This window comes from Streptomyces sp. NPDC051909 (genome assembly GCF_040681095.1).
Lineage (GTDB): Bacteria > Actinomycetota > Actinomycetes > Streptomycetales > Streptomycetaceae > Streptomyces.
The window spans coordinates 173,596-191,543 of record NZ_JBFAYA010000010.1 but is presented as its reverse complement, the minus strand read 5'-3'; the positions used below and the strand labels follow the sequence as shown (position 1 = coordinate 191,543).

Annotated in this window: 17 protein-coding genes; 7 read left to right on the top strand and 10 right to left on the bottom strand. The window is 75.3% G+C overall.

Annotated features, from left to right (window positions below; translation table 11 throughout):
* Positions 1–73: 73 nt before the first annotated feature.
* Complete coding sequence (locus AB0M18_RS18440; protein WP_365759130.1) at positions 74–946, bottom strand: helix-turn-helix transcriptional regulator; 873 nt, start codon at positions 944–946, stop codon at positions 74–76.
* Positions 947–1,272: 326 nt separating this feature from the next.
* Between AB0M18_RS18440 and AB0M18_RS18435 the strand changes: the two genes are divergently transcribed.
* Positions 1,273–1,788: an ATP-binding protein gene (locus tag AB0M18_RS18435; RefSeq protein WP_365759128.1), complete on the top strand. Its 516-nt coding sequence runs from the start codon at positions 1,273–1,275 to the stop codon at positions 1,786–1,788.
* 88 nt (positions 1,789–1,876) lie between these two features.
* Here AB0M18_RS18435 and AB0M18_RS18430 read toward each other — a convergent pair whose 3' ends face one another.
* The 7 genes from AB0M18_RS18430 to AB0M18_RS18400 form a co-directional block, all read right to left on the bottom strand.
* The gene (locus AB0M18_RS18430) at positions 1,877–2,089 is read right to left on the bottom strand and encodes a DUF397 domain-containing protein (protein WP_362527221.1); all 213 of its coding nucleotides are present in this window, start codon (positions 2,087–2,089) and stop codon (positions 1,877–1,879) included.
* Between the two features lie 188 nt (positions 2,090–2,277).
* Positions 2,278–3,090 carry a hypothetical protein gene (locus AB0M18_RS18425; protein ID WP_365759126.1) on the bottom strand — a complete coding sequence of 271 codons (813 nt, stop codon included), beginning with the start codon at positions 3,088–3,090 and terminating at the stop codon, positions 2,278–2,280.
* Positions 3,087–3,641: a SigE family RNA polymerase sigma factor gene (locus tag AB0M18_RS18420; protein WP_365759124.1), complete on the bottom strand. Its 555-nt coding sequence runs from the start codon at positions 3,639–3,641 to the stop codon at positions 3,087–3,089. Before AB0M18_RS18420 ends, AB0M18_RS18425 begins: the two co-directional genes overlap by 4 nt.
* Before the next feature lie 107 nt (positions 3,642–3,748).
* Positions 3,749–4,333, bottom strand: coding sequence for a hypothetical protein (locus AB0M18_RS18415; RefSeq protein ID WP_365759122.1), 585 nt, complete (start codon positions 4,331–4,333; stop codon positions 3,749–3,751).
* Positions 4,334–4,376: 43 nt separating this feature from the next.
* Positions 4,377–6,473, bottom strand: a complete 2,097-nt coding sequence (locus tag AB0M18_RS18410) for an FUSC family protein (protein ID WP_365759120.1) — start codon at positions 6,471–6,473, stop codon at positions 4,377–4,379.
* A 49-nt stretch (positions 6,474–6,522) separates the two neighbouring features.
* The gene (locus AB0M18_RS18405) at positions 6,523–7,674 is read right to left on the bottom strand and encodes a DUF2786 domain-containing protein (protein WP_365759118.1); all 1,152 of its coding nucleotides are present in this window, start codon (positions 7,672–7,674) and stop codon (positions 6,523–6,525) included.
* Positions 7,671–8,063: a helix-turn-helix domain-containing protein gene (locus AB0M18_RS18400; protein ID WP_365759116.1), complete on the bottom strand. Its 393-nt coding sequence runs from the start codon at positions 8,061–8,063 to the stop codon at positions 7,671–7,673. Before AB0M18_RS18400 ends, AB0M18_RS18405 begins: the two co-directional genes overlap by 4 nt.
* 102 nt (positions 8,064–8,165) lie before the next feature.
* Between AB0M18_RS18400 and AB0M18_RS18395 the strand changes: the two genes are divergently transcribed.
* The 4 genes from AB0M18_RS18395 (at position 8,166) to AB0M18_RS18380 (ending at position 13,056) form a co-directional block, all read left to right on the top strand.
* Positions 8,166–8,984, top strand: a complete 819-nt coding sequence (locus AB0M18_RS18395) for an NAD(P)H-binding protein (RefSeq protein ID WP_365759114.1) — start codon at positions 8,166–8,168, stop codon at positions 8,982–8,984.
* A 329-nt stretch (positions 8,985–9,313) separates the two neighbouring features.
* Positions 9,314–10,099, top strand: coding sequence for an ABC transporter ATP-binding protein (locus AB0M18_RS18390; protein WP_365759112.1), 786 nt, complete (start codon positions 9,314–9,316; stop codon positions 10,097–10,099).
* The gene (locus tag AB0M18_RS18385; protein WP_365759110.1) at positions 10,093–12,246 is read left to right on the top strand and encodes an ABC transporter permease; all 2,154 of its coding nucleotides are present in this window, start codon (positions 10,093–10,095) and stop codon (positions 12,244–12,246) included. Before AB0M18_RS18390 ends, AB0M18_RS18385 begins: the two co-directional genes overlap by 7 nt.
* Positions 12,247–12,462: 216 nt before the next feature.
* On the top strand, positions 12,463–13,056 hold the full coding sequence (locus AB0M18_RS18380; RefSeq protein WP_365759108.1) for a hypothetical protein: 594 nt from the start codon (positions 12,463–12,465) through the stop codon (positions 13,054–13,056).
* Between the two features lie 39 nt (positions 13,057–13,095).
* Here AB0M18_RS18380 and AB0M18_RS18375 read toward each other — a convergent pair whose 3' ends face one another.
* Both AB0M18_RS18375 and AB0M18_RS18370 read right to left on the bottom strand, forming a co-directional pair.
* A complete protein-coding gene (locus tag AB0M18_RS18375) occupies positions 13,096–13,590 on the bottom strand; it encodes a DUF4265 domain-containing protein (RefSeq protein ID WP_365759106.1) in 495 nt (164 codons plus the stop codon).
* A 99-nt stretch (positions 13,591–13,689) separates the two neighbouring features.
* The gene (locus AB0M18_RS18370) at positions 13,690–14,622 is read right to left on the bottom strand and encodes an NADP-dependent oxidoreductase (RefSeq protein WP_365759104.1); all 933 of its coding nucleotides are present in this window, start codon (positions 14,620–14,622) and stop codon (positions 13,690–13,692) included.
* Positions 14,623–14,782: 160 nt separating this feature from the next.
* Between AB0M18_RS18370 and AB0M18_RS18365 the strand changes: the two genes are divergently transcribed.
* Together AB0M18_RS18365 and AB0M18_RS18360 are read left to right on the top strand one after the other, a co-directional pair.
* Positions 14,783–16,048, top strand: coding sequence for a LuxR C-terminal-related transcriptional regulator (locus AB0M18_RS18365; protein WP_365759102.1), 1,266 nt, complete (start codon positions 14,783–14,785; stop codon positions 16,046–16,048).
* Positions 16,049–16,122: 74 nt separating this feature from the next.
* On the top strand, positions 16,123–17,841 hold the full coding sequence (locus AB0M18_RS18360; RefSeq protein WP_365759263.1) for a bifunctional 3'-5' exonuclease/DNA polymerase: 1,719 nt from the start codon (positions 16,123–16,125) through the stop codon (positions 17,839–17,841).
* Positions 17,842–17,948 lie beyond the last annotated feature (107 nt).

Below are 17,948 nucleotides of genomic sequence, written 5' to 3'. Positions count from 1 at the left end.
GGTGGCGGACTTCGGCACGGACGGCTGCCGAGTCACAGCCGTCTCACTGATGTCCCGTCATCGTACTGACGTATCAGCCGAGTTGAAGGAGTCCTCGGAGAAGATCACGGCTTTCGGCGGGATCGGGGCTGTCCTTCTGGAGGCGTTCCATCACCCGGCCGTACTGCCCGACCTCCTCGCGTTTGTCGAGGTAGAGGGCGCTGGTCAGCTGTTCCAGGTACACGACGTCGGACAGGTCGGACTCGGGGAAGCTCAGCATGGTGAAGGCGCCGCTCTCGCCCGCGTGCCCGCCGTAGCTGAAGGGCATCACCTGGAGCGTCACGTTCGGGTGTTCGGAGATCTCGATGAGATGCCTCAACTGGCCCTGCATCACGGCCCGGTCGCCGTACGGGCGGCGCAGCGCGGCCTCGTCGAGGACGGCGTGCAGATGCGGGGCGTTCTCGGAGACGAGGACCTTCTGGCGCTCCAGGCGGAGCGCGACCCGCCGATCGATCTCGGCCACCGGGGCGCCGGGCATGCCGCGGGTGACGACGGCGTGGGCGTACGCCTCGGTCTGCAACAGGCCGTGGACGAACTGCACTTCATAGATACGGATGAGGGAGGCGGCGCCTTCCAGCCCGATGTACGTCTGGAACCAGCCGGGCAGCACGTCGCCGAAACTGTGCCACCAGCCGGCCACGTTGGCCTCGCGGGCGAGGCCGAGCAGCGAGCCGCGCTCGGCGTCGTCGCAGACCCCGTAGAGCGTGAGCAGATCCTCGACGTCCCTGGCCTTGAAGCTCACCCTTCCCAACTCCATACGGCTGATCTTGGATTCGGACGCCCGGATCGAGTAACCGGCGGCTTCCCGGGTGATGCCACGCGATTCGCGCAGTCGCCTCAACTGGGAGCCGAGCAGTATGCGGCGCACCACACTTCCGCTCGCCCCGCTCGATTCGCCTGCCGTCACGGCTCCAGCCTCCCCTTCACGGTGCTGCTCTCGCTGTCGAGCCCCCGTCGAGCCCCGGATTCTGCCACTAAACGCTTCAGCGCGTACACATTCGATTACGGATAGAGGGCGGGTTCCGGGCAGCTTCGGCGCGGCCGGTGGACGACTTATGCACAGAATCGGCACGGGGGCGGACAGGCCGGGCGCGTGCACGTGCATCTGCCCTTGCATCCCTTGGTCGCCTCCGGAACCATGGTGCTCGCGCAGCCGCGTCCACGCGTGTGCTGCCGCACCGTTGTCGCACCGCCTTTGTCGCACCACCGCCGCGATTCCCGGGAGTGCCTCGCATGGGACCGAATGGATCGACCATGCTCGAGCCGTTACGGCAGGGGCTTCCGCCGATCGATCCCGCGACCGTGTCGAACTCGGCCTCCTGCGCCCTTCCGCCCCGCTACGAAGCGGTGCGCGGCGCCCGGAAGTTCACCAGGCAGACGCTCGGCAACTGGGATCTCACCGACCGTTTCGACGACGTGGCCCTCGTCGTCTCCGAGCTCGTCACCAACGCGCTGCGCCACGCGGTGCCCGCGGGGACCGATCCGGCCATGACGTCGGCCGCCGAGGAAGGCCTGAATCCGCCCGTCCGCCTGCACCTGATGCGCTGGGCCTCACGCCTGGTGTGCGCCGTGCGCGACCCCAGCCGGGAGAGCCCGGAGGCCCGGAGCAGCGAGGAGGACTTCGCCGCGGAGTCGGGCCGGGGCCTGTTCCTGGTGGAGTCGTTCAGCGACGGCTGGGGCTGGCACCCGCTGGCCGGCACGCTCCAGGGCAAGGTGGTGTGGGCGCTGTTCCGGCTGGGCCCGGAGTGACGGCCGTGGAATGAGCGACGGCCGTGGAAGTGAGGGGAGGGCCCCGGTGGCAGTCGCCGCCGGGGCCCTCCCTCGTCCACAGGCGCCCCTACACCAGGTGGTCGAACTCCCCGTCCTTGACACCCGCGAGCAGCGCCTCGATCTCGGCGGGCGTGTAGACGAGCGCGGGACCGTCGGGAAACCGCGAGTTGCGCACCGCGACATCGCCGCCGGGCAGCTTGGCGAACTCCACGCAGGACCCCTGGGAGTTGCTGTGCCGGCTCTTCTGCCACACGACACCACGAAGCTCCGTGGCCGCCATGCCGTTGTACGCGTGGTGCGCGTGATGCACTGGTAGCTCCCCGAGATGATTGGTGCAGGTGTCAACTTCCTCGGATCATAGCTGTGTTCATATGCGCCTGCATGAGCAGATGCACGTGCACGAGGGGTGGCGTAGTGACTACGCGACTGAGCGTGCTACCTGCGGGTAGCAGGTCAACGGCCCGCACGTCACGGCTCGCTGACGGTACGTGGGGGAATGCCGGGCAGCTCCGCCAGGCGGCGCCCCGCCCGGTCGTAGAGGGAGACGTCGGACAGACCCTCCTGGTCACGCCGCGGATCGGGCACGTCGCCCGGGTCGCGCAGGTCACGCGCCGACGGCGGGGTGTACGCGTACCAGACGCCCCAGCCCGGGCGGCCCGGCAGTTCGAGGAGCGTCGCGAGGATCGTCCGGCCGTCCGGGTCCCGCAGCTCGACCCGGCCCGCCGAGCGGGTCCCGTAGTAGAGGCCCGAGTGGAGGACCCCCTCCCGGCCGCCCTCCCGCTGGTACGAGATCCCCGGCTCCGACAGCGCGATGTTGCCGTCCGTCACGCTGCGGGTGTTGGCGTACCCGTCCGGCCCCGACCAGTGCTTGCCCTCGGCGGTCAGCCACACCGTCCATCCCTTCCCCGCGGCCACCCGCTCCCCCGGCCGCACCATGCGCACCGGGGGCGGGAGGGGTGCGGCAGGTGCGAGAGGCGCGGGAGTGGTGCTTGTGGCGGCGGGGAGCGGGGTGATCGGCGGGGCCGCGGTGACCTCCGGCCCGGCGGGCGGCGCGAGGCCCGCCACCGCGGCGGCGCCGGACGCCGAGAGCACCGCGAGCGCGACCAGGGCGACCGCCCGGCGCCGCCGGAGGGCCAGCCCCCGGCGCCGTACCTCCGCGAGCGGCACCGGCCCGGGAGTGATGTCGTGCGCGACCGCCGCGAAGGCGGCCCGCAGCTCCGCGTCGGCTTCCAGTTCGCCGTCCAGTTCGTCGTCCGGTTCGTCGTCCGGTTCGGGGGTCATCGAGAGGCTCCGGTAGGGGGCAGGGCGAGTCCGGGGTGGGAGCGGAGGGTGGCGAGACCGCGCCGGGCGTGGGTCTTGACCGTACCGATCGAGCAGTGGAGCACGGCGGCGATCTCCGGTTCGCTCAGGTCCTCCCAGTAGCGCAGCACCATGACCGCCCGCTGCCGGGGCGGCAGGTCCGCGAGGGCCGCGAGGAGCGCCGTGCGCTGCTCGACCGCCTCCGCGTGGCCCGCGACCGCGTGCCGCAGCGACTCCGGGAGGACCGGGGTGAGCAGGTGGACCACCCGTTTGCGGCGCAGCCGGCTGAGGTTGTTGTTGACGAGCGCCCGGCGCACGTACCCGTCCATCTCCTCGCGCGGCACCCGGCGCCAGCGCCCGTACACCTTGGCGAGGGTCGTCTGCACCAGGTCCTCGGCCTCGTGGAAGTCGCCGGTGAGCAGCTGCGCCGTGCGCACCAGGCGGGGCCACGCGGCGACGGCGAACGCGGTGAAGCCGGCGTCGTCCTGGCCCGGTAACGCCGGTGGTTCGTGCGGCGACGGCTGCTGCGCCACGGTGGAGGACCTCACGCTCGTCGGTGGTGCGGTGGGCAGGGCCCGCCCCGTGCCGGGCCCTGCCGCGTGCCGCTCCGGGAGCGTCCGGTCGGCCGTCCGGTCGGCCGTCAGAATGGCGGAAGCTCCGCCAGCAGACGCCCGTTGCGGTCGTACAGCGCCACGCCGACGCCGTCGACCGAGCCCGCCCGGTGTGCGTACCAGACGCCCCAGCCGGGGCGGCCCGGCAGTTCGAGGAGGGTCGCGGCGGTCTTGCGGCCGTCCGCGTCGGTGAGGACGACCTGTCCGGCGCGCTTGGTTCCGTAGAAGAGGCCGGAGTGGAAGGTCGCCGTGGGCGTGCCCTCGGACTGGTGGCTGACGCCCGGCCGGGACAGGTCGATGTTGCCGTCCACGACGCTGCGGAAGTTCTCGGTGCCGTCCGGGCTCAGCCAGTGCTTGCCCTCGGAGGTCAGCCAGATCGTGAACCCGCCGCCCGCGTCCACGCGTTCCCCGGACGCGACGACCCGGACGGGGGAGGTGGACTTCGCCGCCGTGGGCGCGGGGGCGGTGGGGGCGGGGGCCGGGGCCGGGGCGGCCATGGCGGTCGCGGCTGTGGCGGTCGTGGCCATGGCGGGCGCCGGCGCGGCCACGACGGCGGCCAGCGCGGCCGCCGCCAGCACCCGGCCTGCCGTACTCGTTCTCGTACGCGTACTCATCCTCGAGCTCCTGAAGTCGGTGAGGGGTGGCTCCTCACTCCCTTCAACTCCCGGACGGCGGCTTCTGGATGACACGGGGGCGCGGCGAATCCGTGCCGCCGCCGCCCAGCGCCGCCGACAGCTCTTCGAGCGCGGCGAGGAGCAGCAGCGCGCCCTTGCGCAGCAGGAAGTGGTCGGGGGCGTCGGCCCGTTCCCAGCCCTCGACGGTCTCCCGCACGTCGTCCCAGCGCGGCGCCTTGCGGTCCCGTACGGCCCTGGCGCCGCGCTCCGTCGCCGTGCGCAGGGCCTCCGCGAGGGCCGCCGCCTCCGGTACGGGCGGAGCACCGCGCTCCGGGAGGTGCGCCTCCAGGAGCATCGCGACCCGTCCGAACTGGGCGAGCGCCTCCTCGGCCTCGGCCGCCGCCGCCCGCGACAGGCCACGGTGCCGCACCGGCTCGTGAGTGGCCCGCTCCACCCCCTCCTGCCAGGCGATCCGGGCGGTACGGGTGCCGAGCAGGGCCTCGCGGACGTCCGGGGAGACCGGTCCCCTCGGGTCGGCGAAGTGCCCGACGACGGTCGCCGCGTACCGCCCGTCCGCCTTCAGCCAGTCCGCGAGCCGGCCGCGCAGGCGGGGCGTCTCCCAGGCCGGGTAGACGGCGTACGAGAGCATCGCGAGGAGCCCGCCGAGCAGGGTGAGGAGCACGCGTTCGCGGACGGTCTGGGTGACGCCCGCGCCCTCCATGCCGAGGAGGAAGACGACGTACGCGGCGACGAAGACCTGGCTCGCGGCGTAGCCGGTGCGCATCAGCAGGTACATCCCGAAGGCGCACAGCACGGCGAGACCGGCGAGCAGCCAGGTGCCGGGGTGGGCCGTCCGCACGATCCCGGTGGCCAGGGCCACGCCGACGAGGGTGCCGCCGAGGCGGGCGACGGAGCGGGCGTAGGTCTGGGTGAAGTCCGGGCGCATCACCATCACGGAGGCCATCGGCGCCCAGTAGCCGTGGCCGAGGGGGAGCAGGCTGCCGAGCAGATAGCCGGTGGTCGCGACGGCCGTGACGCGGACGGCGTGCCGCAGGATCGGCGAGTCGTGGCGCAGCTCGGCGCGCATCTTGCCGAGCGCGACCGGGAGGAGCTGGAGGAGGGTCGGGCGGCTGCGGGCGGAGGCCGCGGTCTCCGTGCGCGGTTCCGCCGTCTCGACGACGTCGTCGAGGAGCGCGGCGAGCCGGATGGCGGCGCGGCGGGGCGCGCCCTTGAGGATCGCGAGCGTGTCCGGGGTGTGCAGGGCGGCGTCCGCGGGGGCCGGCAGGTCGACCGGTTCGCCGTGCCGGATCGCGTGCGCGCAGGCGTCGAGGGTGTCCCCCGCCGCGCCGAGCAGCTCGCGCACCCGGTCCCGCTCCGGCCCCTCGGCGGACGCGCCGACCGCCGGGTCCGCGAGCGAGGCGAGCACCGGCCGGATCCGCTCGGCGAGGCCGCGCGCGCCGTGCAGTTCGGCCGGCCGGCGGCGGGCCTGGCGCGGGGTGACGGCGGCGGCGCTGCGGGCCGTCATCAGCGGTACGGGGTCGAAGGAGGCGGTCGGGTCGTGCCGCAGCCGGCGCGCGTAGTCCGCCTCGGCGGCGAGCGCGTCCGCGAGCGCGTCGCGCTGGGCGCCCCAGCGGCGCACCGGCATCAGCACGATCAGCGCGGCCTGCACCAGACCGCCGGCCGCGATCACCGCGGCGTGCCCGGCGGCGGTGGCCACGGAGGTGGGGAGGGTGACCGTGACCAGCATGATCGCCACGTTGGACGAGGCGATGATGCCGACGGTCGGGCCCGCCGCCCAGGAGAGCCCGGCGACGAAGGTCCACAGCGCGAGCAGCGCGAGGAACAGGACGAGGCGGGTGCCGGTCAGATACCCGAGGAACGTCGACACGGCGAGGCTCGCGCCGGACGCGAGCGCGAGGGTGGGGCGCGGCCGGTACGAACGCTGGAACGTCGCGATCGCCGCCTGGAACGCCCCGAACGCCGACGACACCGCCACCACCGGCCCGAACAGCGCGAGCGACACCCCGACCACCAGCGCGAGCCCCAGCGCCCCCCGCCCCGCCACGGCGGGCTCGAGCCGCCGCCGCTCGACGGAGAACCCCGACCGCGCGGTCTCCTTCAGCGCGCGGAGCCAGCTCATGGGGCGAGCGTAACGGCGCCAGGGTGCGAAAGGGGCATTTAGGGCGCCTCTACCGGTGGATCTCGCCCCTCCCCCGGGGCCCCAGGCCCGCGCGGTCCGCTGCCGTCGTGCCGTGGTGCCAGCCGGCCTCGTCCCAGGCGGCGCGGACGCGGGTGGTGCGGGTCTCCGGGAAGAGTTCGTCGGTGCGGGCGGTGACGGCGACGTCGCGGGAGGCGAGGGCGGGGAGGAGGGTCGGGGTCTCGGCGGCCACGCGGCGGGAGGTCGCGGCGAGGCGGGCGCCGAGGCGGTTGGCGTAGGCGAGCAGGAAGGACTGGCGGAAGGACTTGGTGCGCTTGCGGCCGCCCGCGCGCTGCTCGGCCTCCGCGCGGGTCATCGCCGCCGTGCCCTGCACGAGCAGCGAGGTGTAGAGGAGTTCGACCGGGTCGAGGTCCGCCTCGAAGCCGACGACGGTCGAGAAGCCGTACGCCTCGTTCCACACCGCCCGGCAGTGGTTCGCACCCGCCACCGCGTCGAGGAGGATCGCCTTCGCCTGCTCGTACGGCGGGTCCACGCCGATCCGGAGCGCGCCCGGGGTCTCCGGCGCGGGCGCGCCCGCCGCCAGACTCGCCTCGTCGAGGCTGTGCCGGGCCATGAGCTCCTGCGCCTTGGCGGTCAGCGCCTCGGCCTCCTCCGTGTACGTCGTCGCCTCCGCCTTCGCGAGCAGCGCCCGGATCCGGGTCAGCAGCTTCGGCTCGCCCGCGACGGGCGGCGGCAGGGTCTCGCCGGGCACGGGCCCGACGGCGTCGAGGCGGGGCAGCCGGACGAGCAGCCGGTACAGCTCCAGGACGGCGGTCGCGTACGAGAAGCGGTCGAGGCCCAAGGGCTTGGAGCCCTCCTCGTCGAGCGCGTCGAGCTGCGCCTGCCAGCGGTGCGGGAGGCGCTCGTAGCGCGCGGTCTCCGTCCGTACCAGGCCGGTCAGCAACCGCACGTGCTCGTCGTCGAGTTCGCGCCGCACCATCCGTACGACATCGGCCGGCTGCCAGCCGCGCGCCCACAGCGAGCGGACGAACTCCTCGCCGCGCCGGGCCAGTTCGGCGTCGGCGGTGCGGTCGGCCGCGAGCAGCGAGGCCGCCGTGTCGACGGCGCGGTCGTCGTCCCCGTACAGCGCCTCAAGCGCGCGCTCAACCGTGCTCGTGCCACTCATGCCATTCGTGCCGCTCATGCCGGATGCCTCGCGTCGAACGCCTCGCGCGAGCGCGCGATCGCCGACCGGTGGTCGAGGGACCAGTCGATCAGCTGCTTGATCAGGTGCGTCATGCTGTGCCCGGTCTCGGTCAGGGAGTACTCGACCTGCGGCGGAGTGGTCGGGAACACCTCGCGCGCCACGAGCCCGTCCCGCTCCAGACGGCGCAGCGTAAAGGTGAGCATGCGCTGCGAGACGCCGTCGACCAGGCGCTGGAGCTCCCTGAACCGGCGTGGTCCGGCGGCCAGTTCGACCACCACGTGCACCGTCCACTTGTCGCCGAGCCGGTCCTGGACGTCCCGTATCCCGCAGTCCTCCACACAGGTGACGACCGGGTCGGTGGTTACGTCCGTGTGCCCCTCCGACATCAATGTGCCTCCTTCCACGACCGGCCCACCCCGGCGACGATGGTCCCGGGCACCTCGCCCGCCACACCATTGTCAGCGCTCAGCTGTCCTCAGGGGGAATTCATGCTGCTCGTCACCGGCGTCTCGGGCGCCCTCGGCTCGCTCGTCGCCGAGCGTCTCACCGGCCGCGACGACGTCGTCCTCGGCACCCGCGCCGGACTGCCCGGCACCCGCCGCGTCGACTTCGACGACCCGTCGACCCTGCCGGAGGCCTTCGCCGGCATCGACACCCTGCTGCTGATCTCGGCGGGGTACGGCGAGGACGACGTCGTGATCGCCCGCCACGAGGCCGCCATCTCGGCCGCCGAGGCGGCCGGGGTCGGCCACGTCGTCTACACCAGCCTCTCCGGCGACGGCGACCACGCCACGTACGCCCTGGCGCACCGCTGGACCGAGCGCCGGCTGCGCCGCTCCACGCCGGCCTGGACGGTGCTGCGCAACGGCCTCTACGCCGAGTTCCTGGCCTGGATCGCCACGCCCGACGCCGAGAACCGCATCACCGGCCCGCTCGGCGAGGGCGGGCTCGCCGCCGTCGCCCGCGCCGACCTGGCCGACATCGCGGTCTCGGTCGCCACCGACCCGGCGCCGCACGCCGGCCGCGTCTACGAGCTCGTCGGCGACCGCGCCCTGGGCGGTGCCGAACTGGCCGCGGCCCTCGGCGCCACGTACGAACCGACCACGCTCGCGGAGGCGCGCGCAGCGATCGCCGTGTCCGGCGCCCAGCCCTTCCAGGTGCCGATGCTCGCGAGCACCTATTCCGCCATCGCGCACGGCTTCATGGACGGCAGCGGCGTGAAGAGCGACCTGCGGGCGCTGCTCGGACGCGAACCGCAGGACCCGCTGGAGGTGTTCGTGGCGGCGGTGCGCGGCGCGGCGGACTAGGGCGTGTGTCGAAAGTAGCGTCGTCCGCCCGCGGGCGGGCCGGGAGACGTCCGGTGCGTGCGATCGCAAGGCGGAGGGTGGGGGCACCTCCCGGGCCGCCAGGCCCAGGGGGAGAGAGCGCAGCGTGCTGCGCCGACGACTGACAACGCGGCGAGCGTGCGTGCAGGGCGCCTCCCGGCAGACGGGACTTTCGACACACGCCCTAGGGCCTGTCCGGCGGATCAGGGGCGGAGTAGGGGCACGGGGGCTGCGGGGGTAGGGCCGGCCCTACCCCCGGGACGCCCCCTGGTGGTCGTGATCGGGAGGCGTCCGGACGGTTCGCTGGAGGCATGACCTCGACCACCCCTGTCCCCCGTCCCGCCGTACGGCTGCGCGGACTTCGCCGGCACCACCGGGACGTCCGCGCCCTCGACGGCGTCGACCTCGACCTGCCCGCCGGGAGCTTCACCGCCGTCATGGGCCCCTCCGGCTCCGGCAAGTCCACGCTGCTGCGATGCGCGGCCGGTCTCGACCGGCCGACGGCGGGCGCCGTGGAGATCGACGGCACCCCGCTGACCGGGCTGAGCGAGCGGCGTCTGACGCTGCTGCGGCGGGACCGGATCGGTTTCGTCTTCCAGTCGTTCAACCTGCTGCCCTCGCTCACCGCCGCCCAGAACGTGGCCCTGCCGCTGCGCCTCGCGGGCCGCCGCCCGTCCCGGGCGCAGGTGCGCGAGGCCCTCGCCCGGGTCGGCCTCGCGGGCCGCGAGCGGCACCGCCCGGCCGAGCTCTCCGGCGGCCAGCAGCAGCGCGTGGCGCTCGCCCGCGCGCTCATCACCCGGCCCGCCGTCCTGTTCGGTGACGAACCGACCGGCGCGCTCGACTCCACCACCGGCCGCGCGGTCCTCGACCTGCTGCGCGAACTCGTCGACCGGGACGGCCTGACGCTCGTCATGGTCACCCACGACCCGGTGGCGGCGGCCCGCGCCGACCGGGTCGTCTTCCTCGTCGACGGACGGCTCGTCGGCGGGCAGGACGCGCCGACGGCGGAGTCGGTCGCGGCCCGCATGACGGGCCTGGAGGCGGGCGTGGAGGAGGGCGTGGAAGCGGACGCCGTCGAGGCAGGTGCGGCGTGCTGACCGTGGTCCTGGCCGGGCTGCGCGGCCGCTGGGCGTCCTTCGTCGGCGGGTTCACCGCGCTCGCGCTCGGCGTGGGCCTGCTGACCGTCATGGGGCTCGGTCTGTCCGCCACCGTGGGGGCGGACGAGCGGGCGCCGGTGCGGTTCGCGTCCTCGCCCGTGGTCGTCCAGGGGCAGGACCGGCTCGCGGTGGAGGTGCGGCGCGGGCCGGCGACGGGCGTCGCGACGGCGCCGCTCGACCGTCCACAGCCTGTGGACGCCGAACTCCTGCGCGAGCTGCGCGCCCGCTGGACGGTGACGACGAGCGGCCCCGCGGGTGACGGCGGCCCGGACGCCGGACCGGACGCTGGCCTGGACGCCGGGCTGAACGCCGGACCGGATGGCGGCCCGGACGCCAGGCCGGACGCCGGACCGGACGCCGGACCGGACGCCGGCCTGGGTGCCAGGCTGAACGCAGGGCCGGACGCTGGCCCGGACGCCGGACCGGACGCCGGGCTGAACGCCGGACCGGACGCCGTCGGGGTCGACGGCCCGGCGGACGAGGTCCGGGCGCTCGTCCAGCGGCTCACCGGGGACCGGAACCGGGTGCTCACCGGCCCCGAACGGCGCGCGGTCGACCCCGAGGCCGCCCGCGACGCCCGCGCCCTCGTCACCCTCAACGCCCTGCTCGGCACCGCCGGCGGCGTGACCGCCTTCGTCTCCGTCTTCGTCGTCGCCTCCACCTTCGCCTTCTCCGTCGCGCTGCGCCGCCGCGCGTACGGCCTGCTGCGCACCGCCGGCGCCACCCCCGGCCAGGTCAGGCGCCTGCTGCTCGCCGAGGCGAGCGCCGTCGGCGCGCTCGCCTCCGCCGCCGGCTGTCTGCTCGGTGCGTGGGGCGCGCCGAGGCTCGCCCGGGCCCTGGTGGACGGCGGGATCGCCCCGCCCTGGTTCACCATCACCGCCTCGGAGGCCTCCTGGCCGTACCACGCGGCCTTCTGGACCGGTCTGGCCGTGGCCGTGGCGGGCGCGCTCGCCGCCTCCCGGCGGGCCGGGCGGATCGGTCCGACGGCCGCGCTGCGCGATGCGGACGTCGACGCCGACGCGCTGCCGCGCGGCCGGGCGCTGTGCGGCGCGGCGCTGCTGCTCGGCGGCCTCGCGCTGCTGGTGTGGACGTACGCGACCGATCCGGCCGAACTCCTCAAGCGCAAGACGTACACGACCCTGCCGATGCCCCTGATCACCGGCGTCGCGCTGCTCTCCCCGGCCCTGGTGCGCCCGCTGGCGCGCGCCGTGCGGCTCCCGGCGCGCGCGGCCGGGGCGACGGGGATGCTCGTACGGGAGAACAGCGCGGCCGCCGTACGCCGTACCGCCGCCGTGGCCGCCCCGGTCCTGGTCACCGTCGCCCTCGCGGGCACGCTGCTCGGCGCGGCCGACACGGTGGGCGCCGCGCGGGCGGCGGAGTCCGCCGGTCAGCCGGCCGGCGCGCCGACCTCCCTCTTCGTACGGGACGGGGCCGAGGCCCTAATCAAGTACGGGGCGCGCGCCGTGTCCGGTGCGGCGGCCCCGGCCGGTCTGGACGACCGGTCGATCGTGGTGACCGAGGAGTTCGAGCGGCACCGGGTCGGCGACACGGTGGAGATCTGGCGGGCGGACGGCAGCGGTCCGGTACGGCTCCGGGTCACCGGCGTGCTGCCGCGCGGCGCGGGCGGCAACGAGCCGCTCGTGACCCCGGCCAACGCCCCCGGGGCAGTCGAACCGACGCTCTCCGGGCAGCCCGGCCCGGCCAGGGGCGGCTCGCAGACCCGGCTCGGCCTGGTGCTCGTCCTCGGCATCGCGCTGCTCTACACGGTGATCGCCCTGGCCAACACCCTGCTCATGGCCACGTCGGCACGCGGCCCGGAGCTCGCCTCGCTCCGCCTCGTCGGCGCCACCCGTGCCCAGATCCTCCGGGTCGTGGCGTACGAGTCGCTGCTCGCCACCGCCCTCGGCGCCGTCCTCGGTCTGGCCGTCTGCGCCTTCTGCCTGGGCACCCTGGGCGCGGCCCTCGCCACCCTCGGCGCCCCGGTGCCCCTCGCCGTCCCGTGGGCGGCGCTCGCGGCGACGGGCGCCGTCTGCGCGGCGGTCGCGGCGGCCGGCGCGGTGCTCCCCGCCTGGCGGCTCACCCGCTGAGGGGTGAGGCTGGTACTTCGGGACGGGACGGGAACCGGGGTCGGAGCCGGGTTCCCGTCCCGTCCCGTCGGTTCCCGTCCCGTCGGTTCCCGTCCCGTCGGTTCCCGTCCCGTCCCGTCGCGCCCATCGTCACCGCGGGGCGGCTCGTCACCCACACGGGTTGTCATATGCCATAGGCACTTCCTGGCGACTCTCCCCGCCCCTAGCGTGCCGTCCATGATCAGCCTCCCCCGTTTCGTCCCGACCCCCGTCTTCCGTCTCCTCGGCCTCACGCCACCGCCCCACGCACTCGTCTGGGTGCTCCCGACCGAGCCCGGGGTCGACAGCGTGCTTCTCGTGCGGCCCGCGCCGGGGCGGGCCTTCGTGCTCGCCATCGACGTGCAGGGGCGCCGGAACCCCGTCCGGGCCCGGGCCTGGACGGCGGCCGTCGCGCGGCTGCGCGAGCGGTACGGCGCGCCCGCCTTCCTCCTCGCCGTCTGCTCCGACCGGGCCACCGCCGTGTGGGCGGCCGGCCCGTTCACCACCGGGCTCGGCAGCCGGTCCTCCCTGAGCCTGCGGCCGCTCGTCCTCGGCCCCACGGACACCCCGCCGGTCACCACCGCGCCCGCCGCGGCGGCCGACCTCGCGGGCGCCGTGTTCGCCGCCCTCGCCCACGCCCGCGGCTCCCGTGCGACCGCCGCCCTCACCGCCGTCAACGAGGCCCTGCGCACCGCCGCCCCGGAGACCCGCGTCTACTGCACCCAGCTCCTGAAGGCCGGGCTCGGCGACGGCCACGCGGGCTACGCGGCGATCAGGACGGGCTCCTTCTAGGGCGCGGGTCAGGCCCGGCGGCCGGTCCCGGGCCGCCCCTCACGCCGCGTTCCACGCCTCCGTCGCGCACCCCAGCTCCCAGTGCCACCAGCCGTCCGCCTCGCCGCGTTCCAGGAGGGCCTTGACCTCGCCCATCGGGGCGTCCGCCGGGACCGTGAGCGCCACCAGCGGGAACTCCGCGCTGAACGACTCACCGCCGATCCCGAAGGGGGCGAACCGCTCGCGCACCGCGCCGGCGCTCGGGCCGAGCGGTCCGGAGCGGACGGGGAGCACGCGGACGGTGACGTTGCCGGAGGCCGCCGCCCGGTCGGTGGCCCAGTGCAGGCCCTCGCCGTCCGTCTTGTAGCGGACGACGTCCCCCTCGGCGACGCCGTTCTGCAGGAACGGCACGTTGTCGACCCGTGCGGTGTCCTCGCCCACCGGCTCGGCCCACAGTCCCTCGGTGTCCTGGGGGAGCCAGCCCTCGCGGGGCACGAAGCGGAACCAGATCTTGATGCGGCCGCCGACGGCGGCGGCGTCCGGAGTGTCACTCACCCCGCGAGGTTAGCCCCGCCCCGCGCCCGCCGCCCCCGGAGCCCGGCCCCGGCCATCGGGCGGGCCCGGGCCCGGAGCACGGCCCCCGCCGCACGCTGCTTACGGCAGCAGCACCAGCTTCCCCCGTACGTGCCCCGCCTCGCTCAGCTCCTGCGCCCGCGCGGCCTCCTTGAGCGGCAGGGTCTCTGCGACGTCGACCCGCAGCCGGCCCTCGACGACCAGACGGGCCTGCTCGGCCAGCTGCCGGCTCATGACGGAAGGGGCCGTGCCGCCACCGGAGAAGACGATGCCGTGCTCGGCGGCGTTCGTGGCGGCGATGGTGACGATGCGGGACCTCTCGCCGCCCGTCAGCTCGATCGAGACCGGCAGGTTGTCGGTTCCGGCCGCGTCGAACACCGCGTCGACGCCCTGCGGCGCGGCCGCGCGCACCCGGTCGGCGAGCCCCTCGCCGTACGTCACCGGGGTCACGCCGAGCTCGCGCAGAAAGGCGTGGTTCCGCTCGGAGGCCGTGCCGATCACGGTCGCACCGGCCGCCACGGCCAGCTGCGCGGCCATCGCCCCGACGGCCCCCGCGGCACCGTGCAGGAGCAGCGTCTCGCCGGAGCGGACACCGAGCAGCCCGAGGACCCGGGCGGCGGTCTCGCCCGCGACCGGGAGGCTCGCGGCGAGCTCCCAGGACAGTCCTGCGGGCTTGCGGGCCACGACGTCGGCGAGGGCGTACCGCGCGTAGGAGCCGGTCTTCGTCCAGCCGAACACCTCGTCGCCGACGCGCAGTTCGGTCCCGTCGGGGCCGGTCGCACCCGGCCCGACCGCGTCGACCGTGCCCGCGAACTCCAGGCCGGGGACGGCCGGGAAGGTGGTCGGGTAGAACTCCTCCACCCACCCGTAACGGCGCTTCCAGTCCACCGGGTTGACCCCGACCGCCGCCACCTCGACCCGCACCTCGCCCGGTCCGGGCTCCGGGACGGCGGCCCCGGCCTCGTACCGCAGCACCTCGGGGCCGCCGAACTCCTCGTACACGATCGCTTCCATGACTCCCCGATTCCCCCGTAACTGGGCACGTGGCTTGGGCACTTGCTCTGGCGGGGACCAGCCTGCGCCCGGCGGCACCCCGCCCCCGCCGTCCTTCCGGCCAGTCGTACCCGTCCGAAAGGACAGCCGTCCGCGCGGCCGCGTCCGTACGCTTGATCTCATGGAACTCACCGCGACCGGAGCCCTGTCGGCCGCCCGCGACATCATCGGCCGGCCGCTGGGCGCGGTGCTCCCCCGGCTGTCCGAGGTGCTCGCCGAGCTGATCCCGCACCGGGCGGCCGTCGAGCTGTCGACGCACTGCGCGCACTCGCCGTTCAAGCGGACGGGCGCGCCCGAGCTGCCGATCACGGCCGCCGAGCTCGCGCCGCTGCTCGCCGCGGGCACGGCCGGCCGTCCCTGGCAGGGCCGTGCCGTCCTCGGCGGCGCGGAACGGGAGGCGGTGGCGCTGCGCAGCGACGCCACCGCGCGGGGCTCGGTCCTGGTGCTCGTACGGGAGGAGGGCGCCGAACCGGCCGACGAGCCGGCCCTGACCGTGGCGCAGCTCCTCTGGGATCTGGTGACCGGCCACTTCGACCGGTTCGCGCGCGAGGCGCTGCCGGGGGCGCTCGCCCGTTCCCGGGCGGCGGCCGACACCCGGGCGCGGGTGACCGCCGAGCTGAGCACCGCGCAGGCCGCCGCGCTGTCCGGGGTGCTCGGGGTGCTGCGCAGCCGTTCGCTCGACGACGCGGCGGCCCGGGCGACCGCGACCGAGCTCGCGGTGTCGGCGCTGATCGAGCTGCGGGCCGCGTCCGACCGGGACCGTTCGATCGCCGAGGAACCGGCCTTCGAGGCCTTCGCCCGGCTCGCCGACGGGCTGCGCCCGATGCTGCGGCACAGCCCGGTACGGCTCGAACTCGGCCCGCCGGAGGGTCCGGACGCCGCGCGCGGGCTGCCCGGCGACGTGGCGCACGGCGCGCGGGCGGTGGTACGGGCGCTGCTCCTGGTGGTCCTGGAGCAGGAGGCGGTGTCGCGGGTGCACGTCGGCTGGACGCTGACCGAGCACGAACTGCGCGCGACGGTACGGGACGACGGGCCCGGCCTCCTGGACGCCTGCCCGCTCGGCGCGGGCAGCATCACCGACCGCTTGGAGGCCCTCGGCGGCCGGCTCGACATGGACGCGGTGCCCGGCTGGGGCACGACGCTCACCGCGACCGTCCCGCTCACCGTGCCGGAGGCGCCGACGGCCGCGCTCGACCCGCTGAGCGGGCTCGGCGAACGGGAGGTGGAGGTCCTCACCCACCTCGCGCTCGGGCACCGGAACAGGCAGATCGCGCAGGAGCTGCACATCAGCGAGTCCACGGTGAAGTTCCACGTGGCGAACATCCTGAACAAGCTCGGGGTCGGTTCGCGGGGCGAGGCGGCGGCGCTGTTCCACCGCGCCGCATAAGCCGCACTGATAGGCAAACAGCCCGTTTGTCAGTGGCGGGTGCCAGACTCGCACCTGTGAACGAACCGGGTGGCGTGGACGGGCTTCGTCGCGGCCGGTGGGTCCTCGCGCCCGAGCCGGACGGGGACGGGGCGCTGCTCGTCCCCCTCGGCGCCGACGGGCTGCCCGCCGGCGCCGTGCGGCGCGAGCCGGACCTCGTGGCGGCGGTCCGGTCCCGGCCCGAGGTCGCCCGCTGGGTGTGGCGGTCGACCGCCGAGGTGTATCCACGGCTGCTCGCCGCCGGGGTGCGGGTCGAGCGGTGTTACGACATGGAGGACGCGGAGCAGCTCCTCCTCGGCCACGAGGGGCGGCTCGGCGAGCCCCGCTCGGCGGCCGCCGCCTGGGCGCGCCTGCACCACGCGCCCGTACCGCCGGATCCGCCGCTCCGGGCCGCCGGGCCGGCCACCCAGGACTCCCTCTTCGAGCCGGTGTCCGGCGCGACCGCGCTGCCCTTCGACGCCCTCCTGGAGGTGTACGCGGAGCAGCAGCGCCGGCATGACCAGGCCGAGTACCCGGGCAGGATGCGGCTGCTCACCGCGGCCGAGTCGGCCGGCATGCTGATCGCCGCCGAGATGCACCGCGCCGGGCTGCCCTGGCGGGCGGACGTGCACCGGGAGCTGCTGCACGGGCTGCTCGGCGAGCGGTACGCGGGCGGGGGCGAGCCGCGCCGGCTCGCCGAGCTGGCGGACGAGGTGTCGGCGGCGTTCGGCCGGCGGGTCCGGCCCGATCTGCCGGCGGACGTGATACGGGCCTTCGCCCAGGCCGGGATCCGGATCCGGTCGACCCGCCGCTGGGAGCTGGAGGAGCTCGACCATCCGGCGGTCGCGCCGCTCGTCGCGTACAAGAAGCTGTACCGGATCTGGACGGCGCATGGCTGGAGCTGGCTCGCGGACTGGGTGCGCGACGGGCGCTTCCGCCCCGAGTACCTGCCCGGCGGCACGGTCAGCGGCCGCTGGACCACCAACGGCGGCGGGGCGCTGCAGATCCCCAAGGTCGTCCGGCAGGCCGTGGTCGCCGACGAGGGCTGGCGGCTCGTGGTGGCCGACGCCGACCAGATGGAGCCGCGGGTGCTCGCCGCGATCTCCCGCGACCCCGGCCTGATGGAGGTGGCCGGGCACCCCGACGACCTCTACACCCGGCTGTCCGACCGGGCCTTCTCCGGCGACCGCGACCACGCCAAGATCGCCCTGCTCGGCGCGATCTACGGGCAGACCAGCGGTGACGGCCTGAAGAACCTGGCCGCCCTGCGCCGCCGCTTCCCGCGCGCGGTGGCCTATGTGGACGACGCGGCGAAGGCGGGCGAGGAGGGGCGTCTCGTCCGCACCTGGCTGGGCCGCACCAGCCCGCGCGCCGCCGGCGCCGACGAGGACGGCGAGGCGGGCATCCCGCAGGACGAGCTCCCGGTCGACGCGGGGCAGGGGCAGGGGCAGGAGGGTTACGTCCCGGGGTACGCGTCGAGCGACGCCCGGGCCCGCGGCCGCTTCACCCGCAACTTCGTCGTCCAGGGCAGCGCCGCCGACTGGGCCCTGCTGATGCTGGCGGCCCTGCGCCGCGCCACCGCCGGGATGCGGGCCGAGCTGGTCTTCTTCCAGCACGACGAGGTGATCGTGCACTGTCCGGCCGAGGAGGCCGAGGCGGTCACGGCGGCGATCCGCGCGGCGGGCGACGAGGCGGGCCGGATCGCGTTCGGGGACACGCCGGTGCGGTTCCCGTTCACGACGGCGACGGTGGAGCGCTACTCGGACGCGAAGTGACGGTGGAGCGCTACTCGGACGCGAAGTGACGGTGGAGCGCTGCTCGGACGCGAAGTGACGGTCCGGGCCTCCGCCGAGGCCCGGACCGTCGGCCGGGGTGGGCGCGC

Coding starts and splice junctions, on each gene's coding strand:
- AB0M18_RS18435 (WP_365759128.1), top strand. CDS start 1,273: ATGGGACCGAATGGATCGACCATGCTCGAGCCGTTACGGCAGGGGCTT.
- AB0M18_RS18430 (WP_362527221.1), bottom strand. CDS start 2,089: ATGGCGGCCACGGAGCTTCGTGGTGTCGTGTGGCAGAAGAGCCGGCAC.
- AB0M18_RS18425 (WP_365759126.1), bottom strand. CDS start 3,090: ATGACCCCCGAACCGGACGACGAACCGGACGACGAACTGGACGGCGAA.
- AB0M18_RS18415 (WP_365759122.1), bottom strand. CDS start 4,333: ATGAGTACGCGTACGAGAACGAGTACGGCAGGCCGGGTGCTGGCGGCG.
- AB0M18_RS18410 (WP_365759120.1), bottom strand. CDS start 6,473: ATGAGCTGGCTCCGCGCGCTGAAGGAGACCGCGCGGTCGGGGTTCTCC.
- AB0M18_RS18405 (WP_365759118.1), bottom strand. CDS start 7,674: ATGAGCGGCACGAATGGCATGAGTGGCACGAGCACGGTTGAGCGCGCG.
- AB0M18_RS18400 (WP_365759116.1), bottom strand. CDS start 8,063: ATGTCGGAGGGGCACACGGACGTAACCACCGACCCGGTCGTCACCTGT.
- AB0M18_RS18395 (WP_365759114.1), top strand. CDS start 8,166: ATGCTGCTCGTCACCGGCGTCTCGGGCGCCCTCGGCTCGCTCGTCGCC.
- AB0M18_RS18390 (WP_365759112.1), top strand. CDS start 9,314: ATGACCTCGACCACCCCTGTCCCCCGTCCCGCCGTACGGCTGCGCGGA.
- AB0M18_RS18380 (WP_365759108.1), top strand. CDS start 12,463: ATGATCAGCCTCCCCCGTTTCGTCCCGACCCCCGTCTTCCGTCTCCTC.
- AB0M18_RS18370 (WP_365759104.1), bottom strand. CDS start 14,622: ATGGAAGCGATCGTGTACGAGGAGTTCGGCGGCCCCGAGGTGCTGCGG.
- AB0M18_RS18365 (WP_365759102.1), top strand. CDS start 14,783: ATGGAACTCACCGCGACCGGAGCCCTGTCGGCCGCCCGCGACATCATC.